This is a genomic window from Flavobacterium sp. W22_SRS_FK3, from assembly GCF_052113665.1.
Taxonomy (GTDB): Bacteria; Bacteroidota; Bacteroidia; order Flavobacteriales; family Flavobacteriaceae; genus Flavobacterium.
In genome coordinates this window covers 12,866-29,790 of the sequence record NZ_JBGQOF010000004.1, presented here as the reverse complement: position 1 = coordinate 29,790, position 16,925 = coordinate 12,866, and the positions used below count along the sequence as shown (strand labels likewise).

At 30.2% G+C, this 16,925-nt stretch carries 15 protein-coding genes; 12 read left to right on the top strand and 3 right to left on the bottom strand.

Annotated elements, in window-relative coordinates:
* The first annotated feature begins 11 nt into the window (after positions 1-11).
* From ACEN2I_RS04740 to ACEN2I_RS04695, 10 genes are all read left to right on the top strand, one after another.
* The gene (locus tag ACEN2I_RS04740) at positions 12-1,445 is read left to right on the top strand and encodes an MBOAT family O-acyltransferase (protein ID WP_441764964.1); all 1,434 of its coding nucleotides are present in this window, start codon (positions 12-14) and stop codon (positions 1,443-1,445) included.
* Positions 1,445-2,326 carry a hypothetical protein gene (locus ACEN2I_RS04735; RefSeq protein ID WP_441764963.1) on the top strand — a complete coding sequence of 294 codons (882 nt, stop codon included), beginning with the start codon at positions 1,445-1,447 and terminating at the stop codon, positions 2,324-2,326. The genes ACEN2I_RS04740 and ACEN2I_RS04735 overlap by 1 nt, the downstream gene beginning before the upstream one ends.
* 1 nt (position 2,327) lies before the next feature.
* Positions 2,328-3,485, top strand: a complete 1,158-nt coding sequence (locus ACEN2I_RS04730; protein ID WP_441764962.1) for a glycosyltransferase family 4 protein — start codon at positions 2,328-2,330, stop codon at positions 3,483-3,485.
* Positions 3,486-3,487: 2 nt separating this feature from the next.
* Entirely contained in the window at positions 3,488-5,035 is a 1,548-nt protein-coding gene (locus ACEN2I_RS04725; protein WP_441764961.1) for a glycosyltransferase family 2 protein, read from the top strand.
* Complete coding sequence (locus ACEN2I_RS04720) at positions 5,032-6,030, top strand: glycosyltransferase family 2 protein (protein WP_441764960.1); 999 nt, start codon at positions 5,032-5,034, stop codon at positions 6,028-6,030. Before ACEN2I_RS04725 ends, ACEN2I_RS04720 begins: the two co-directional genes overlap by 4 nt.
* Before the next feature lie 203 nt (positions 6,031-6,233).
* A complete protein-coding gene (locus tag ACEN2I_RS04715; protein WP_441764959.1) occupies positions 6,234-7,043 on the top strand; it encodes an ATPase in 810 nt (269 codons plus the stop codon).
* A complete protein-coding gene (locus ACEN2I_RS04710; RefSeq protein ID WP_441764958.1) occupies positions 7,043-8,161 on the top strand; it encodes a glycosyltransferase in 1,119 nt (372 codons plus the stop codon). The genes ACEN2I_RS04715 and ACEN2I_RS04710 overlap by 1 nt, the downstream gene beginning before the upstream one ends.
* Positions 8,158-9,243 (top strand): glycosyltransferase, encoded by a 1,086-nt coding sequence (locus tag ACEN2I_RS04705; protein ID WP_441764957.1) that lies wholly within the window; start codon positions 8,158-8,160, stop codon positions 9,241-9,243. Before ACEN2I_RS04710 ends, ACEN2I_RS04705 begins: the two co-directional genes overlap by 4 nt.
* Positions 9,244-9,259: 16 nt before the next feature.
* The gene (locus tag ACEN2I_RS04700) at positions 9,260-10,609 is read left to right on the top strand and encodes an O-antigen ligase family protein (protein ID WP_441764956.1); all 1,350 of its coding nucleotides are present in this window, start codon (positions 9,260-9,262) and stop codon (positions 10,607-10,609) included.
* 60 nt (positions 10,610-10,669) lie between these two features.
* Positions 10,670-12,064, top strand: coding sequence for a sugar transferase (locus tag ACEN2I_RS04695; RefSeq protein ID WP_441764955.1), 1,395 nt, complete (start codon positions 10,670-10,672; stop codon positions 12,062-12,064).
* A gap of 1 nt (position 12,065) precedes the next feature.
* On the opposite strand, the gene ACEN2I_RS04690 is transcribed toward ACEN2I_RS04695, so the two are convergent.
* Both ACEN2I_RS04690 and ACEN2I_RS04685 read right to left on the bottom strand, forming a co-directional pair.
* Positions 12,066-13,199 carry an Lnb N-terminal periplasmic domain-containing protein gene (locus ACEN2I_RS04690; RefSeq protein ID WP_441764954.1) on the bottom strand — a complete coding sequence of 378 codons (1,134 nt, stop codon included), beginning with the start codon at positions 13,197-13,199 and terminating at the stop codon, positions 12,066-12,068.
* Between the two features lie 25 nt (positions 13,200-13,224).
* On the bottom strand, positions 13,225-14,268 hold the full coding sequence (locus ACEN2I_RS04685; RefSeq protein ID WP_441765184.1) for a PorV/PorQ family protein: 1,044 nt from the start codon (positions 14,266-14,268) through the stop codon (positions 13,225-13,227).
* Between the two features lie 212 nt (positions 14,269-14,480).
* Here ACEN2I_RS04685 and ACEN2I_RS04680 point away from each other — a divergent pair, with 212 nt between their 5' ends.
* Positions 14,481-15,197: a CDP-alcohol phosphatidyltransferase family protein gene (locus ACEN2I_RS04680; RefSeq protein ID WP_441764953.1), complete on the top strand. Its 717-nt coding sequence runs from the start codon at positions 14,481-14,483 to the stop codon at positions 15,195-15,197.
* A 10-nt stretch (positions 15,198-15,207) separates the two neighbouring features.
* Positions 15,208-16,053 (top strand): glycoside hydrolase family 25 protein, encoded by an 846-nt coding sequence (locus ACEN2I_RS04675; protein WP_441764952.1) that lies wholly within the window; start codon positions 15,208-15,210, stop codon positions 16,051-16,053.
* 78 nt (positions 16,054-16,131) lie between these two features.
* Here the strand turns inward: ACEN2I_RS04675 and lptB are convergent, their stop codons facing one another.
* Positions 16,132-16,872: an LPS export ABC transporter ATP-binding protein gene (gene lptB, locus ACEN2I_RS04670; RefSeq protein ID WP_026982881.1), complete on the bottom strand. Its 741-nt coding sequence runs from the start codon at positions 16,870-16,872 to the stop codon at positions 16,132-16,134.
* Positions 16,873-16,925 lie beyond the last annotated feature (53 nt).

Sequence of the window (16,925 nt, the reverse complement as noted above, 5' to 3'; positions counted from 1 at the left end):
TAAATTACTTTATGTTTTTTAATTCCATAGCATTTGCTATTTTCTTACCAATCGTTTTTTTCTTGTATTGGTTTGTTTTTAATAAAAGCAAAAGCAGTCAAAATGCTTTATTAATTATTGCCAGTTATTACTTTTATTCTTGTTGGGATTGGAGATTTCTTTTTTTATTAGTTTTCTCTACTTTTTTAGATTATTATACCGGAATTCAAATTGAAAAAGGGAAATCTGAAAAAAGCCGTAAATTTTGGTTTTGGCTCAGTATTCTGGTCAATTTGGGATTTTTGGGAGTCTTTAAATATTATAATTTTTTTGCCAATTCTTTCTCAGAATTACTAAATTCTGTTGGAATCCAGGCTAGTCCAATTTTATTAAATGTAATTCTTCCTGTCGGAATTTCTTTCTATACTTTTCACGGTTTATCGTACGTAATTGATATCTATTATAAGCGAATAAAAGCCGAATATAATTTTGTAGATTATTCGCTGTTTGTAAGCTATTTTCCGCTTTTGGTGGCCGGGCCAATCGAAAGAGCGACTCATTTGCTTCCTCAGGTAAAAGTAAAAAGAGAGTTTAATTTTGAAAAAGCCAAAGAAGGAATTTATCAAATCATCTGGGGATTAGTCAAAAAAGTAGTCATTGCAGATACATGTGCTACTTACGCTAATGCTATTTTTGATCATTATCCTTCCATGAATTCATTTTCATTGATTCTTGGTGCAGTATATTTTGCATTTCAAATTTATGGAGATTTTTCAGGTTACTCAGACATTGCATTAGGAACTTCAAAATTGTTTGGTTTAGATTTATTACGAAATTTCAATTATCCATATTTTTCAAGAGATATAGCAGAGTTTTGGCGTCGTTGGCACATTTCGCTTTCCTCCTGGTTCCGTGATTATTTATACATCCCATTAGGTGGAAGCAAAGGCGGACTTTGGATGAAAGTCAGAAACACTTTTATCATTTTTGTGGTAAGCGGATTTTGGCATGGAGCTAATTGGACTTACATTGCATGGGGATTTATAAACGCGTTTTACTTTCTGCCTTTGCTTTTACGTAATAGTAATCGAAACAATATGGATACAATAGTGCTTTCATGGAACTTTAATTCCGTAAAAACAATAATTAGTATTCTTTCGACTTTTCTGATTACTTGCATAGCCTGGATATTTTTTAGAGCTAAAACCATAACTGATGCAATTTTGTATTTAAAACGAATTTTTACGAGTAAGGACTTCGGTTTTCAATATTTAGACAATGAACGTTATAATTACGAATTACTTGTTATGATTGGTTTATTTGTTTTGGTAGAATGGAATAACAGGACTAAAATCGAGCCTGTTTCAGGTAAAAGAAGTACAGTAAAATTAGCTCTTGCAATTATGGCAATTATGGCTTTTGGTACTTTTTCAGATTACAAAGAATTTATATATTTTCAGTTTTAATGAAGCAGTTTTTATTTTATACAGTAAAAGTTTTACTTATAGCGGTTTTAATTGCTGCTATGATGGACGGACTTTATACTTATGTTTTTTTACAATCTAAAAACAGAGGAAAAATTGAAACAGTTTTTAATTCCAAACCTCAAAATTATGATGTGGTAATTTTGGGTTCCTCCCGGGCTAATAATCATTTTGTCTCAGAAATGTTTGAGGATTATGGATTGAAAACATTCAATTATGGTATGAGTGGAGGCCATTTATTTGAAGCATCATTAATGTTGAAATTAATGATAGAGAGAAGATATAGTATAAAAAATGTGATTTTGGAGGCTGATTTAAATCTTTCTAATGACAAAGAATCTGATGGAGTTTCTGCAAAATTTTTGCCTTATATCCATAATTCGACTGTGATAAAAGAACATTTAGAAACTCAGGAAAATTTTAATGAATTGTATTATATTCCCTTTTACAGATATATAAAATATGATGGTAAAATTGGGTTTAGGGAAACTTATAAAATTGTAATGGGAGAAAAAACAAATGCTTTAGATAACTTAGGGTATTACCCGTTGGTAAAACATAAAAATGGCAATATGAAAAATAATATTGTGAATCTAAAACCTTTGAAACACAATAAATATTACGAAGAAATTAAAAATATTTGCAAGGAAGAGAACATCAATTTTATTGCTGTAATGACACCAATGTGTGAAAATGTAAAAGGAATGAATTATTTTGATAAAGTAAAAAAACTCTATCCGGAAATTCATAATTACGAAAATGTTGTTGTTGAAAATAAATATTTTTCTTCCTGCGGACACATGAATGACACAGGAGCTACAATTTTTACAGCAAGAATTCTAAAAGATTTTTTTGATAAATAAAATGAATATAGCTTTTTTAACTCCTGAATACCCACACTCTAAAACAGGAAGCTCAGGAGGCATCGGGACAAGTATTAAAAATTTAGCAATTGGACTTTTAGCTAAAGGAGTTTCTGTACGCATATTAGTTTATGGTCAAAAAGAAGATAATACTTTTAATGATGATGGAATTTTTATTCAGCAAATAAAAAATGTAAAACTCAAAGGTTTGTCATGGTTCTTAACGAGAAAAAAAATCGAAAGAATAATTAATCAACTGTATTCCAGGAAAGAAATTGATTTGGTTGAAGCAGCAGACTGGACAGGTATTTCATCATTTATAAAACCAAAATCATGCCCGTTAATTATAAGGTTAAACGGATCAGATACTTATTTTTGTCATTTGGATAATCGTCAGGTAAAATGGATTAATAAGTTTCATGAAAAACGTGCTTTACAAAATGCAGATGGATTATTATCAGTAAGCCAGTTTACAGCTGATATGACAAATGTTATTTTTGGTTTGAAGAAGGAATTTACAATTATTCCCAATCCTATTGATAATAATTTATTTCAGGGAAATAGTGTAAATCATAATAAACAGAAAACCATATTATATTTTGGAAGTCTAATTCGGAAAAAAGGACTTTTAGAATTACCATTAATTTTTAATAAGGTAATAGAAAATCACCCGGATACTAAATTGATTTTGATAGGCAAAGATGTTCCGGACATAATTTCAGGAAATTCTTCGACCTTGCAAATGATGCAGGAATTATTTTCAGATACGGCGAAGCAAAATGTTGAATATCTAGGAAGCGTTCCATATATCGAAATAAAAGAAAAAATTCAACAAGCAACAGTTTGTGTTTTCCCATCATTTGCAGAAGCTTTTCCGGTTTCCTGGTTAGAAGCTATGGCAATGGAAAAACCAATTGTAGCCTCAGATATTGGCTGGGCAAAAGAAATGATAGATAATAGCAGTAATGGTTTTTTAGTTCATCCAACAAACCATAAGTTTTTTGCAGAAAGAATTAATGATTTTTTAGAGGATGAAGTTTTGTGCACCAAATTAGGACATGCAGCAAGAAATAAGGTAGAAGAATATTTTGATATACATGTAATAGCTACTGAGAATATAGAATTTTACAAAAAAATAATTAGTCAAAAAAACATATAATAATGATAGTTGTTTATCATCAAAATTATAAAGTTGTCGAAATTAATAATGCTAATAAGACTTTAACTTTTTCAGGTAAAAATGTTGCACGAACTTTATTCGAAATGGCAATTGCTTTTCCTGATGAGTTAGTGATTTGGTGTCATTTTGATTTGAAATCTAATTTAAATTTTTCTGAATTTGATACCATTTTTCATCATCATAAGATAATGGCTTCTTACCATCCTTTTCAAGATTCATTTTTATCTGATGCTGTAGGTTATATAGAAGAGTCGCCTTTTATAAAGATCAATAAAAAAGTTAGGTATCCTACCTGGCTAATGAACAGTTCTGTTGGAGGTATTTATGCTTCTGTTTTATTGGCTTTAAAAGATGAAATTAATTTTTCAAATGACTTTGATTATTTTTTACTCTCATTAGCAAAATTAGTAATGCCAACAGGACTGTTATGTTATTCAGAACCAAAATTGTTAAAGGGAGTTCTGAATCATACTAATAAAATTTCTAAAAAGAATAATTTTGTTTTATTTCGTCTTGTAAGACAACATTACAGAAAACGTAAAGTAATTTTGTTATTTTTGAATTTGTTCTTATATGAGAGAAAAATTTCTGTATTACCACTATTGTTTTCATTTTTTTATTTTCAGCGAAAGTTAAAAAACAATTTGTTAGACAACATTCAGGTTCAGTCAACAAAAAAAGTTGTTGAATTAAGAACTATAGATGTCATCATACCAACTATTGGAAGAAAGGAGTATTTGTATGATGTTTTAAAAGATTTATCACAGCAAACCCATCTTCCAAAAAATGTTATTATTGTTGAACAGAACCCAAATCTGGAAAGCGTTTCTGAACTGGATTATCTTAAAAGCGAAATTTGGAATTTCGGGATAAAACATATTTTTACACATCAGGCAGGTGCCTGTAATGCACGAAATTTAGCTTTGGCCGAAGTAAAAAGCGAATGGGTATTTATGGCTGATGATGATATAAAAATTGACAATAATTTTTTAAATGAGATATTTTTAAGAATTAAGAAATTTGGAGCCAATGCGATAACATTAGCATGTTATGAGCCAGGATATTCTTCCAATAAAAAACATAAAATGCAAATGCAATGGGGATCTTTTGGTTCAGGTTGCAGTATTGTGAAAAAACAATTTTTAGAAGATACAAAATATAATAAAGGTTTTGAGTTTGGATATGGAGAGGACTCAGATTATGGAATGCAATTAAGAAATTTAGGAATTGATATTTTGTATTTTCCAAATCCCGAAATTACCCATTTAAAAGCACCAACTGGTGGATTTAGAACAAAACCAGTTTTAGTCTGGCAAAATGATACAATTCAGCCTAAACCTTCACCAACAATTATGTTGTACAAGATATTGCATTTAAATAAAATGCAAATATTGGGTTATAAAACTATTCTATTTTTTAAATTTTATAAAACACAGTCCATAAAAAATCCAATTAGGTATTTCTCTAATTTTCAAAAACAATGGAATAGAAGTTTGTACTGGGCGAATCAATTAAAAAATCAAGAATGAAGTTTTCTTTAATTATTTGCACCTACATGCGTCCGGAGCCACTGTTGAAATTATTAGAGTCGGTTAAAAAGCAATCATTGTATCCAGATGAAATTTTAATTATTGATGGCTCAACAAACAATCTTACTGAGGTCGTTTTTAATGAAAACCGGTTTAAAAATCTAAATTATTTTTTGGTTTCTGATGAAAACAGGGGTCTTACTAAGCAAAGAAATTTTGGTATTTCGAAAGTAAATGCGAATAATGAGGTTGTTTGTTTTTTAGATGATGATACTGTGCTTGAAACAGATTATTTTGAAAATTTATTAGAGACATATAAATTGTTCCCTAATGCATTAGGGGTTGGGGGATATATTTTTAATGAAATGCAATGGATAAAAGTAGAGGGCAATTATTTTCCAAAAATAAACGAATTTTATTTTGATGGATGGAAACGTAAAGATGGAAGTAGGTTTGTTTTAAGGAAAAAACTCAAATTAGATAGCAATTGTGCACCTGGTTTCTCTCCTGGTTTCTCTCATGGGCGAAGCGTTGGTTTTTTACCCCCAACAAATAAAATATACCAGGTTCAACAATTAATGGGAGGAGTTTCTTCGTTTCGAAAATCAGTTTTTGAAAAGTTTTCATTTTCTACTTATTTTGAAGGATATGGCCTATATGAAGATGCTGATTTTACATTAAGAGTTTCAAAAACTGCAAATTTATATTTAAACACTGCAGCTAAATTGTCGCATTTTCATGCTAAATCAGGACGTCCAAATAAATATAAATACGGGAAAATGGTTGTGCGAAACGGATGGTATGTATGGCGTGTTAAAAATTCAAAACCAAATTTAGAAGATCGTTTTAAATGGAATGCGATAACTGTTTTATTAATTCTAATCCGTTTTACTAATATAATAACTGAAAAGAATAAAAAAGGAGTCTTTACAGAAGCAGTTGGCAGAACTGTTGGATGGTGTAGTTTACTATTTAATAAGCCAAAACAAAAATGATATTTATATTAAAAAAGAAGATTCTAAAAAAAATAAAAGAGTTTAGAGTAAACTATTCCTATGTTCGATTTTACGATCAGAACAAGCGGATAATTTATATTGATTTAAATCATCGTACAAAGGTTAGAACTTATCTCAATCTTTTTTTTAGAATTCATGAAGCTTATAAGGAACCAATAGTCATTAAATTTTCATTGTTGAGAATGATTTTTTTGGCAAGATGGTTTAATGAACTTGATTATATTTATTTTGAAAAACCGTTTTCAAAAATAATAAAATTTAAAACTTTCAGTCATCATAAGAAAGCAGATTTTAGAGTTAATTATAACTATAGAAAAATATATTCATCTGATGAATATCAGGAAAACACATTGCCATATATTATGCATCCGGGCAATTATTTACAAACTGAAGTTGAAACTCTGCCAAAAAATATTGGAATTTTGATGAGTGGTAATTTTGAAGAAAAAATCTATAACACCAACGTCATTCCCCATAATTTTGGAATGCTGAACAGATGGAATATTTATCAGGAAGTTTTGAAACATAATCAATTGCTTTCGATTACAGGAGATGAATTGGTTACAGGCTTGAAATCAGGTAAGTTTAAAGAGAATTTTGTTTTAATGAAATGGCAATCAGGAGCAATTCCTACAGAAAAGTGGCGGTATTATCTCTCATCTGCCCATTTTATTTTTTGCGCTCCGGGAATGACAATGCCTATGTGTCACAATGTTTTAGAAGCTATGTCTGTTGGAGTAATTCCAATTTTAAATTATCCTCATTGGTTAAATCCTTCTTTGACAGATAATCTTAATTGTTTAGTATATCAAGACGTTTCAGATATTAAATTTATAATAGATAAAGCACTTTCTTTGTCTATAAATGAAAAGTTTGAAATTGCGAGAAATGCAATTGAATATTATAAAAAATATTATGATAATTATGTTTTTAATGAAAATGGAAACTGTGAATTAATTGTTTTAAATGAAAATAGTAAAGATTTAATTTAATGAAATTTGCAATTATCACGCACGTCATTCACAATCAAAAAGATAACCTATATCTTGGTTATGGACCTTATATATTTGAAATGAATATTTGGCTAAAATATGTAGACGAAGTTATTGTGGTGGCTCCATTAGAAAACAAAGCTATAACTGCAATTGATCTGGCCTATAATCATGAAAAAATTGATTTTAAAAATATTCCAAACTTCAATTTTTTAGATTTTAAGACTATTTTTTTAGCATTATTAAAATTGCCTAAAGTTTTCTGGAAAATATTTTGGGCCATGATAAATGCTGATCATATTCATCTACGTTGTCCCGGAAATGTTGGTTTGATTGGTTGTCTTGTTCAAATTTTATTTCCATACAAAACAAAAACAGCAAAATATGCAGGAAATTGGGATCCGAAAAGCAAACAGCCATGGACATATCGTTTGCAAAAATATATTTTGAATAATACTTTTTTGACTAAAAATATGCAGGTTTTGGTGTATGGAGAATGGGAAAATCAATCTAAAAATATTAAGTCTTTTTTTACCGCAACATATTCGGAATCTGAAAAAAAAATAATACAAAAGAAGAGTTTAGATTCAGAAAGTCATTTTGTTTTTGTGGGAAGTTTAGTTTTAGGTAAAAATCCACTTTATGCTGTAAAGTTGATTGAAGAGCTCATTAATAAAGGAAATAGAACTACTTTAGAAATATATGGTGAAGGTGCGGAAAGACAAAATTTAGAAAATTACATACAAAAAAATGAGTTAAAAAATTATGTTTTTTTGCATGGAAATCAAAATAAGGAAACAATTAGGAATGCATATCAAAAAAGTCATTTTGTAATACTGCCCTCCAAAAGTGAAGGTTGGCCAAAAGCAATTGCTGAAGGAATGTTTTGGGGATGTTTTCCTGTTTCTACTAAAGTTTCCTGTGTTCCTTTTATGCTTGATTATGGAAATAGGGGAATTCTGCTGGAGATGGATTTAAAAAAAGATATACAGCAAATAGAAAAATTATTAAATAAGGAGGATCATTTTTTTGCTAAAAGTAAATTAGCAAGTAATTGGTCACAAGAATATACTACAGATGTTTTTGAAGCCGAAATTAAAAAGCTATTAGTAAAATGAGAATAGTGCAAATCATTGATTCTCTTGAAGCTGGTGGCGCAGAGCGTATGGCAGTGAATTACGCAAATGCATTAGCTAAAAAAATAACGTTTTCAGGATTAGTGGCAACCAGAAAGGAAGGTGTTTTGAAAAATCAAATTGATTCAGAAGTACCCTATTTGTTTTTGGAAAAACAAAAAAGCGTTGATATAAAAGCTATCCTTAAATTAAGAAAGTTTGTAAAAAACAATAGTATTGAGATAATTCATGCTCATAGTTCTTCTTTTTTTATAGCCGTTTTAGTAAAACTAACTTTACCGAAAATAAAAATCATTTGGCACGATCATTTTGGTATTTCTCAAGATTTAAGTTTAAGAAAAAATCTTGGGCTAAAGTTTGGATCATTTTTTTTTACCGGAAGTATTGCAGTAAATTCATCATTAAAAAAATGGGCAGAATCTTATCTATGGTGTTCTAAAATTGTTTATTTCCCAAATTTCATTCTAACTGTTTTTCAATCAAACGACAAAATAGAATTGAAAGGGACTACAGGAAAAAGAATAATTTGTGTCGCTAATCTTCGACCTCAAAAAAACCATAAATTGCTTATTGAAGTCGCCTCTATAATTAAAGAAAAATTTCCTGATTGGACATTTCATTTGTTTGGAAAAGATTTTAAAGATGATTATTCGCAACAAATTAAGAATAGTATCAGGAACTTAAAATTAGAAAAAAACGTTTTTTTTTATGGAACTATACAAAATGTCAGTTCGGTAATAAAACAATGTGATATTGCTGTTTTGACTTCTTTATCTGAAGGATTACCATTGGCGATTTTGGAATATGGTTTGCATAAAATGCCGGTTGTTGCTACTAATGTTGGTGAAATTTCAAAAATTATGACTTCAAATAAGGAAGGTTTGATTGTAGAATCAAATAATGTAAGTCAATTTGCGAATGCTCTAATACAGTTTATTCAAAATGAAAATTACAGAAATGAAGCCGGCATGGTATTAAACAAAAAAATTACACTAAATTTTAGTGAAGAATCAATTATTAATCAATATATTTTGTGGTTGAATTCTTTAATTAGTTTTGCGTAAAAATATATTAATTTAAATGAAAAACTTTCGATTATCATATCCGTATCTCCTTATAATACATGCCGTAATTGCTTTGGGAATTTTTACCTTACCTATTTTATCTAAAGTATATGCATTGTTAATCCCGTTAATTGGTTTTTATATTGTTTATGTTACCAAAAATAAAAATAACGAAGTTCTTTTAGTAGCAGCATATATGGTTGGTATGGAAGTATTTTTACGGATGACGGGGGGGAATTTTAATAATGAGTTTGTAAAAGTAAATGTGATTTTTTTTATGCTTTTGGGGATGATATATAGTAATTTTTCTATAAATGCTTTGGTGTATTGGGTCTTTTTATTGTTGTTAATTCCAGGTATTTTAGTAACATCATCGACTGCAGATTTTAATTCAGATATTCGAAAATTATTAGTGTTTAATTTATCAGGACCTGTGTGTTTAGCTATTTGTGCTATTTATATGTATAAAAGAACAATTTTATTTACTGATTTGCAAAAAGTTGTTATTGCAATAGGGCTGCCGATTATTACAACTGCAGTTTACTTGTTTTTATTTAATCCAAGTGTTAAGGATGTTGTTACGGGTACTCAATCAAGTTTTGCAACATCCGGAGGGTTTGGGCCTAATCAGGTTTCGACTATTTTGGGTTTAGGAATGTTTGTCTTTTTTGCGCAATTGGTTTTATTTTCAAAATCAAAAAAGCTAATGATTGTAAATGGAATTTTATTGTTGTTTATAAGCTATAGGGCGATTGTTACTTTCTCCAGAGGAGGGGTTATAACAGCTATAGTGATGATTGTTTGCTTGTTGTTCTTATTGTATTATTTTTCTAACGCAAAAGGAAGGGGTAAATTTATTTTAGTTTTTATTGTAACAGCTTTAATGGGTGGAGGAATTTGGACTTATAGTTCATTGCAGACATCTGGTCTTATTAATAAACGTTATGCAAACCAGGATGCGATAGGAAGGACCAAAAAAGATCGTTTGGGAGGAAGAGAAAAAATTATGGATGAGGAAGCTGCAATTTTTATAGATAATCCCATTACTGGAGTTGGGGCCGGAATGGGAAAAAAGGTTAGGGAACAGTCTTCAGGAGTAGGGGTTGCCTCTCACAATGAGATTACAAGAATGCTTAGTGAACATGGTCTGTTTGGGATTTTTGGGCTCCTGATACTTTTTCTAACTCCACTTATTCTTTATATCAACAATAAACAGCATTTGTACTTTTTACCTTTTTATTTTTTTTGGCTTTTGACCATTAACCATGCGGCTATGCGAACTGCTGCTCCGGCTTTTGTTTATGCATTGTCTCTTCTTTTAGTGCAGGTTAAATTTCCTCAAAAAGCAGAAAATTCGGGCGATTAAATTCTATTTTTTATAATACATTTGTCTCAAATTAAAGAGATTGAAATCAAAATAGAATATATGCAAACAAATAAAAAAATGCATTTTGAAATTTCAGAAAGAAAAGTGCTTCTTAGACTTTTTGATATTGCTTTTATCTTATTTGCTCTGTATCTAATGGATGAACTTTTTTATTACCCATATTTCAATCTCGATAGCAGGCATTATTTTAGACCAATTTTATTAATTGCTTATTTATTCAGTTTCGGAGCGATTTTCGAGATGTACAATCTTCAGATTGCCAGTAATCAGTTCCAGATTCTTCAAAGTGTTGTTTTAACTGTAACAACAGCTACTTTAGTATATTTATTTACACCCATTTTGTCGCCAGAACTTCCAAAGCAGCGATTGGTCATTCTTATTTTTTATTTTACAATTCTTGGAGCTTTATTGCTTTGGCGTTTTTTTTATGTTTTCTTTTTAGCAACTCACCGATTTTCACAAAATGTAATCTTAATTTGCAATAGACATCAGGTAGTTGAACTCGTCCTGGGGCTTGAGAATGTTGATCCACATTATAAAATCATTGGTTTTGTAAATTCAGATTTTTTAGCAGAAAAAGATCTTTCTTTAAATTATATAAAAGAAATTGATAAAAATGAGTTACTTGCTTTTGTGAGTAAAAATAACATTTCTGAAATTGTGATAGCTTCCCAAAAAACAGAAGGAATTACCGCTGATTTATATCAACAATTGCTTTACTTATTAGAATCTGGGAATATTATAAGAGAATACACTCAGGTATATGAGAGCAAAACACAACGTATCCCTGTTCAGTATATTTCCAGGGATTTTTATCGCTTTTTTCCATTCAGTCGTAGTAATAATAATAAGTTATATTTATTATTAGTAAGTTTTCTTGAATTCCTTTTTTCTTTAATAGGTTTATGTTTTTGTGCTATTTTAATTCCATTTATTTTTATGTCTAATACCTTTTGGAATAAGGGAACTTTATTTTATACTCAAGAGCGTGTAGGTAAAAATGGAAGAATATTCCAAATTTATAAGTTTAGGACAATGGTTGAAAACTCTGAAAGCAATGGTGCTGTTTTTGCCACGCCAAACGATAAAAGAATTACACCATTTGGTAAATTTATGCGTAAAACAAGAATTGATGAATTACCTCAGTTCATCAATGTTTTAAAAGGAGATATGGCTGTTATTGGTCCAAGACCCGAAAGACCTTTTTTTGTTAAAGAAATTGCCGAAGTAATGCCGTTTTATGAAACTCGTCACGTAATTAAACCAGGACTTACAGGCTGGGCACAAGTAAATTATTCATACGGAGAATCCATAGAAGAAAGTCTTATAAAATTGCAATACGATTTATACTATATAAAACATAGAAGTGTATTTTTGGACTTAAGCATTACGTTTAAAACTATAACAACGGTTTTATTCTATAGAGGGCAATAATTTATATTATTGTCGGAATTCTTTTCTTATTTCTAATAGCTACTCTTACCAAAACAACTCCACTTGTAACAATCATCGGCAAAACTATAAAAAAGTGGACTTTATTAATTATAAAGAGTGTATAAACAACCAATAAAATCAAATGTAAGATAGCAAATTTATAGCTCCATCTTTTATTGTTAATAGCAGAAAAAATAATCAAAAGCAATAAAAAAGGACTAAATAATAAGATGTTATAATTCAGAGCCAGCTCCTGATGGTATGAATAAAATCCAACGGAGAAAAAAAAGATTCCCATTAAGGATAAAATGAAAAGATAGAATTTATCTAAAAATCTTTTGTTTATAAAAATAACAAAACCAAGTAAAATAATATAGCTGTAAAGATTATTCCACCATGAAGAAGGTGTTTCTTTTTCAAAGTATAAAATGGTTTTGCTTTTACTTGCAAAAGAATGACCTTGAAAAATCGTTTTTTCTAAACTATTCTTTAATTCAAAAGGCAAGAAAATTTTAGTGCCTAATTCATCTACTTTCATTCCAAAAATGATGCTTGTTCCCAATTTTTCGTAAAAATGGCCATCAAAATAAGGGAATAAAATACTTCTGTACGTTTTATCAATGTCTCCTTTTTTGGTAATTATCACATTATTATTTAATGATTTATTAATGATGTCAACCACCATCGAAGTACAGTTTTTATCAATAAATTTATAGGTATAATAACGGTCTTCAGAAAGTAAGGTAGTGTTCAGATTATCAAAAAGCTTTTGTTTTGTATCTTGAGGAATAAGCAGATCTTGCTCATATACGCTTCTTCTTTCATAATTATATTCATTTATAAAATCAGCGTATGAATGTGCGATTACAAAATACTGTAAATCGCCTTTTGCAAATTTTGCTACAAAGTTAGGAGTTCTAAAATCGAAAGCACCATAATTATACACAACATCAATATTATTTGCAGGATCAGCAACGCGAATGGCTGTGTGTCCGAAAAAAGAATACGATTCGTTGCCAAGGCCGCATGTTAATACACTTATACGAGCATCTTTTGATAATGGTAAATTTTGTCCAAAACTGAAATTAAATAGTAGTAATAGAAACAGTATTTGTAGAAATGTAAAACTTCTCATGTTTGATTTTTTAAATAATTATTCCTTATCTAAAGATACCTAAATCTACTTTAAGCGAAAAAATATTAGAGTATAAGGCAGTGCTTTGATTTCCTAAATCAGTAAGGGCATAATCAACCTGAATTCCTTTGTATTTAAAACCAAGTCCAATATTGGGTTGAAAATTTAATTTCTCTGTATTGTCCAATTGCATTACGTTTTGAAAATTTCCTGCTCCTGCTCTTAAAAATACTAGCTCTGTATAACCAAATTCAAATCCTACAGCAGGATCAATGCTTACAATATTTGATGAAATAATATCGTTAGTCTGCTCAAAACGCATGTTCAGGTTTGTAGCGACCAAAAGGCTGGTATCGTTATGAAATTCAAACTTTTTTGAAATTCCTAATTGTGCTTTTGGCAATGTAATCTCAGTACTTTCGGGCAATTCCTGATTTTCTCCGGGAATAGCATCTGAGATTTTTTTATATTCTTCTTCATCTATATTCCAGACATTGTAAGTAGTTGTAATATCCCGCAACATCAATCCGAATTTCCAGTCATTTTTTTCAAATTGAAGTCCAAAATCAAAACCAAATCCCCAGGAATTAGCAAATTTTCCAATAACACGTCTAATAATTTTGGCATTTACACCGTATTGAAATCCTTCTACAGGTAATTTTCTGGCATATGAAAATGTAAAACCATAATCAGCAGTCGAGAACAAGCTGATACGGTTGTAGTCAATATTACCCTGATTATCGATTAACTCAGTTGTGTCTAAGATATCATCAACTCCAAAACGAATCATCGATATTCCCCAGGCGCTTCTGTCATCAATCGGAATAGCATATCCTATATAATCGTATTGTGCTATATTCGCAAAATAATTGGCATGCATTAAGGATATTTGATGATCCTCAAGATGTGTCAATCCTGCAGGATTCCAATAAACAGAGTTAACATCATTAGTGGAGGCAACGACAGCACTGGACATTCCTAAAGCTGCAGCATCAACCCCAATATTCATAAACTCATTCGAATATTTCCGAACTGTCTGTGCATAATTTGAAGTGCAATTCCAGAACAATAAAAATACTAGTATTTTTTTCAACGTAATTATTTTATCAAACCTAAGCTTGTTTAAATTTTTACCAAAAATATAATTTTTTACTGAGCTTATTTCTTCCTTTTCATAAATAATATAAAAGTAGGATGTTAGAATAAAAAACTCTATTAAAAACGCAGATAAGATTGACTTATTATACTAAATTTGCTCTTCAATCTTCAAAATCATAAAAAATGAATATTAAAAAACATATTCCTAATTTAATTACACTAGTCAATCTTTTTTGTGGCTGTGTTGCCATAGTTTTTGTTTCTGAACAAAATTATGAAATGGCTTTTTACATGGTTTGTTTAGGAATATTTTTTGATTTTTTTGATGGTTTTTTTGCCAGATTCTTTAAGGTTTCAAGTCCTCTTGGATTGCAATTGGATTCTTTGGCAGATATGGTAACCAGTGGAGTAGTGCCTGGCTATGTAATGTTTTCGATGTTTACAAACAGCGCCCACGAATTAGGAACAAATCCTTTGATTCCCTTTTTAGGCTTTCTCATCACTTTAGGTTCGTGTTACCGATTGGCTAATTTTAATATTGATACGCGTCAAACCGATTCGTTTATTGGTTTGCCAACTCCAGCAAATGCACTTTTCATTATTAGTTTGCAAGTTGTTTTGGATATGTATGGTGATGCATCACTTTTGATTCTTGAGATATTAACAAATCAATGGATTTTACTTGTAATTACAGTATTCAGTGCCTATATTTTGAATGCAGAAATCCCATTGTTTTCATTAAAAATTAAAAAGTTTAATTTGAAAAACAATGCTCTTCAAATTTTGTTTTTATTGGGCTCTGTTATTTTAGTATTATTGCTTCATTATATCGCAATCCCTTTAATAATCATTTTTTATGTGCTTTTATCAGTAGTAAATAATAAATTTCTGAAAAAGTAGTTTTATTCGAATGGCAAGAAGAACTTCTTATTCCCGAAAAGTCAAACCTAAAAAATCAATTTTTAGAAGAAGTTTGCGGTTCATCATTTTTTCGTTTTTTGTTATGCTTTTTGTAAGTGTAATTTACCATTATCGTGATGGTTTATCTTATTATCTTGGTTTTAAATCAGAAAAAGGTTTAGACGAAGATGAGGTTGATAAACATCTTTCTGATGTTAGAAATATTCAGGTTTTAGAGAAACATAAAGGAAAAGTAATCGGTATTGATATTTCTGAATTTCAGGGAACTGTCGATTGGGACGGTATATCTGTTTTAGAAGAAAAATATCCTGTACAATTTGTTTTTATTCGTGCTACAGCCGGTAATGACAGAGTTGACAGTAGATTTAAAAAAAATTGGGAAAGCGCCAAAGAATATAAAGTAATGCGGGGAGCTTATCATTATTACCGTCCTAACGAAAACTCTATTGAGCAGGCTAATCTGTTTATTAAAACCGTAAAACTGAAAACTGGCGATTTGCCTCCGGTTTTGGATATTGAAAAGCTACCAAAAAACCAGCCTTTGGACAGTTTGAAAAAAGGATTGAAAAGATGGTTAAATAAAGTAGAAACTCATTATGGAGTTCGCCCTATTATTTACACAGGCGAACGTTATTATGATGATTTCCTAAAAGAAGAATTCAGTGAATATCTATTTTGGATAGCTAATTATAATTTTTATAGAGAAAAAATCGATGAGGATTGGCTCTTTTGGCAGTTTACAGAAAAAGCATCTTTACCTGGAATCAAGCATCGTGTGGATGTAAATATTTATAATGGTGATTTAGAACAATTGCAATTTATAACCGTGGATTAAATACGTGTTCAGTATTCAGTTTTTAAAGTGTTCAGTGAAAACTAAAAACTAACAAAACCGAACACTGAAAACTTTTTTCTAAAATTCAAGCTTCTTTTTACGTAATTCAAAGTTTTGTCCGAGATAAACACGGCGAACCATTTCATCTTCTACCAATTCTTCCGGAATTCCCGCTTTCAAAATTCCTCCTTCAAACATTAAATAGGTTTTGTCAGTGATTGCTAAAGTTTCCTGAACGTTGTGATCGGTAATTAAAATTCCGATGTTCTTATTTTTTAATTGGGCTACAATTCGCTGAATATCTTCAACAGCAACTGGGTCAACTCCTGCAAAAGGTTCATCTAATAAAATGAATTTTGGATCTGTGGCCAAAGCACGTGCAATTTCGGTACGACGGCGTTCACCTCCCGAAAGCAAATCACCTCGATTCGTACGAATATGTTCTAAACTGAATTCTTCAATTAAACTTTCCATTTTTGCAATCTGTTCTTCTTTTGAAAGTTTGGTCAGTTGCAAAACGCTTAGGATATTATCTTCGATGCTTAATTTTCTAAAAACGGATGCTTCCTGAGCTAAATAGCCAATTCCTTGCTGTGCACGTTTGTACATAGGATAATCGGTAATATTTAAATCATCCAGATAAATGTTTCCCTGATTTGGTTTTACCAATCCTACAATCATGTAAAACGAAGTTGTTTTTCCGGCACCATTTGGTCCCAAAAGGCCCACAATTTCTCCTTGATTTACCTCAACAGAAATTCCTTTTACAACACTGCGCCCTTTATAGGTTTTTATTAAATTGTCGGCTCTTAACTTCATTTTTTCAATTAGATAATTAGATAATTAGAAAATGAGATAATTAAAGAAACTAA

Bases quoted from the DNA above. Each gene is read 5' to 3' on its own strand.
- ACEN2I_RS04740 (WP_441764964.1), top strand. From the start codon at position 12: ATGTTTTTTAATTCCATAGCATTTGCTATTTTCTTACCAATCGTTTTT.
- ACEN2I_RS04735 (WP_441764963.1), top strand. From the start codon at position 1,445: ATGAAGCAGTTTTTATTTTATACAGTAAAAGTTTTACTTATAGCGGTT.
- ACEN2I_RS04730 (WP_441764962.1), top strand. From the start codon at position 2,328: ATGAATATAGCTTTTTTAACTCCTGAATACCCACACTCTAAAACAGGA.
- ACEN2I_RS04725 (WP_441764961.1), top strand. From the start codon at position 3,488: ATGATAGTTGTTTATCATCAAAATTATAAAGTTGTCGAAATTAATAAT.
- ACEN2I_RS04720 (WP_441764960.1), top strand. From the start codon at position 5,032: ATGAAGTTTTCTTTAATTATTTGCACCTACATGCGTCCGGAGCCACTG.
- ACEN2I_RS04715 (WP_441764959.1), top strand. From the start codon at position 6,234: ATGATTTTTTTGGCAAGATGGTTTAATGAACTTGATTATATTTATTTT.
- ACEN2I_RS04710 (WP_441764958.1), top strand. From the start codon at position 7,043: ATGAAATTTGCAATTATCACGCACGTCATTCACAATCAAAAAGATAAC.
- ACEN2I_RS04705 (WP_441764957.1), top strand. From the start codon at position 8,158: ATGAGAATAGTGCAAATCATTGATTCTCTTGAAGCTGGTGGCGCAGAG.
- ACEN2I_RS04700 (WP_441764956.1), top strand. From the start codon at position 9,260: ATGAAAAACTTTCGATTATCATATCCGTATCTCCTTATAATACATGCC.
- ACEN2I_RS04695 (WP_441764955.1), top strand. From the start codon at position 10,670: ATGCAAACAAATAAAAAAATGCATTTTGAAATTTCAGAAAGAAAAGTG.
- ACEN2I_RS04690 (WP_441764954.1), bottom strand. From the start codon at position 13,199: ATGAGAAGTTTTACATTTCTACAAATACTGTTTCTATTACTACTATTT.
- ACEN2I_RS04680 (WP_441764953.1), top strand. From the start codon at position 14,481: ATGAATATTAAAAAACATATTCCTAATTTAATTACACTAGTCAATCTT.
- ACEN2I_RS04675 (WP_441764952.1), top strand. From the start codon at position 15,208: ATGGCAAGAAGAACTTCTTATTCCCGAAAAGTCAAACCTAAAAAATCA.
- lptB (WP_026982881.1), bottom strand. From the start codon at position 16,872: ATGAAGTTAAGAGCCGACAATTTAATAAAAACCTATAAAGGGCGCAGT.